This is a genomic window from Mesorhizobium sp. M7A.F.Ca.CA.004.12.1.1 (assembly GCF_003997835.1).
Lineage (GTDB): Bacteria > Pseudomonadota > Alphaproteobacteria > Rhizobiales > Rhizobiaceae > Mesorhizobium.
In genome coordinates this window covers 1-1,454 of record NZ_RZRK01001138.1, presented here as the reverse complement: position 1 = coordinate 1,454, position 1,454 = coordinate 1, and the positions used below count along the sequence as shown (strand labels likewise).

The window sequence follows — 1,454 nt, the reverse complement described above, 5'->3', positions numbered from 1 at the left end:
CCGTAGATCGATACCAATTGTCCGGGCAGCAGGCTGGAAACGCCGGAGCCTACCGCCTCGACCTCGCCCGAGGCTTCGGCGCCGACGACCAGCGGCAGCTTGCGCTTGGCGAAGGCCATGCCGCGCCAGCCCCAGACGTCGATATGGTTCAGCGCCACCGCCTTGATGCGCAGCGTGACTTCGCCAAGTGCCGGCGGTGGGGGAGGCGGCAGGTCCACCGTTTCAAGACGGCGGTCCTCGATAAGTTGCAATGCGCGCATTGGGCCTGTCGGTTTCGGTCTGGCTGAAAAAGGTCGCTTAGACCGGTTCCCGCGCCATGACAAGGCAAGTGTTCTGGCCGCCGAAGCCGAAGGAGTTCGACAGCACGGTGCGGACCTCGGCATTGCGCTTCTTGTTCGGCACCACGTCGAGCACGATCGCGGGGTCGGGATTGTCATAGTTGATGGTCGGCGGGATGACGCTTTCGCGCATCGTCATCAGTGAGAACGCCGCCTCGACGGCGCCCGCCGCCGACAGCGTGTGGCCGATCATCGATTTGTTCGACGAGACCGGCATCGAGCCGATCCGTTCGCCGAACACCGTCGACAGCGACAGATGCTCCATCTTGTCGTTTTCCGGCGTCGAGGTGCCGTGGGCGTTAACGTAGTCGATCTCGTCCTGGCTCAAGCCGGCATCGGCTAGCACAGCACGAACCGCCGCGATCGCCGGCGAAGCGTCCGGCTTCGAGCGGGTGCGGTGGAAATCGTCCGCCTTTTCGCCGCAGCCGCGCAGGATGCCAAGAATCGTGGCGCCGCGCGCGAGTGCGGTTTCCAGTGATTCCAGTACCAGCGCGCCCGAACCCTCGGCGAGGACAAAGCCGTCGCGGTCCTTGGAGAAAGGTTTTGACGCCTTTTCGGGAATGTCGTTGTGGGTCGACAGCGCGGACAGCAGCGAAAAGCGGATCAGCGCCTCGGCGGTCGCCGAACCGTCGGCGCCGATCGACAGCGCGCGGTCGCATTCGCCGCGGCGGATCGCCTCGACGCCGAGCTGGATGGCGGTGGCGCCGGAAGCGCAGGCGGTCGACAGCGTGATCGGCAGCCCGCGGGTGCCGAAACGGTCGGCAAGCCGGCCGGCGATCGAGCCGAACTGCGTGGTCTCGAAAAAGTCGAGTTCTTTCAATCCGCGCGCCACCCGCAGCAGCCGTTCGCCGCCGGAGTCCAAATCATTGGAATTGTAGAGCGCGAAGCGGTCGTGCCAGTCGAGTTCGACCGGCGGTGAAGCGAGGAAGAGAGGACCACCAAAATCACCGGAATCGAGGCCGGACTCGGCCACGGCCTCACGCGCGGCGGTTTCCGCCAGTTCATAGGTGAGATGGCTGGAGCCCTTCGAGCTCGACGGCAGGAAGTCGACCATGCCGGAGATGCGGGTGTTGAGATGATCGACCGGAAAACGGGTAATCGGGTGGATGCCCGACT

2 protein-coding genes are annotated in these 1,454 nt (G+C 64.9%); both read right to left on the bottom strand.

What is annotated here, in order from left to right:
* The coding region (locus EN984_RS34470; RefSeq protein WP_164765915.1) for an alcohol dehydrogenase catalytic domain-containing protein at nt 1–260 on the bottom strand (260 nt) is incomplete at its 3' end.
* 37 nt (nt 261–297) lie between these two features.
* Nucleotides 298–1,454: beta-ketoacyl-ACP synthase (locus EN984_RS34465; protein ID WP_127384350.1), on the bottom strand; the 1,157-nt coding region annotated here is incomplete at its 5' end.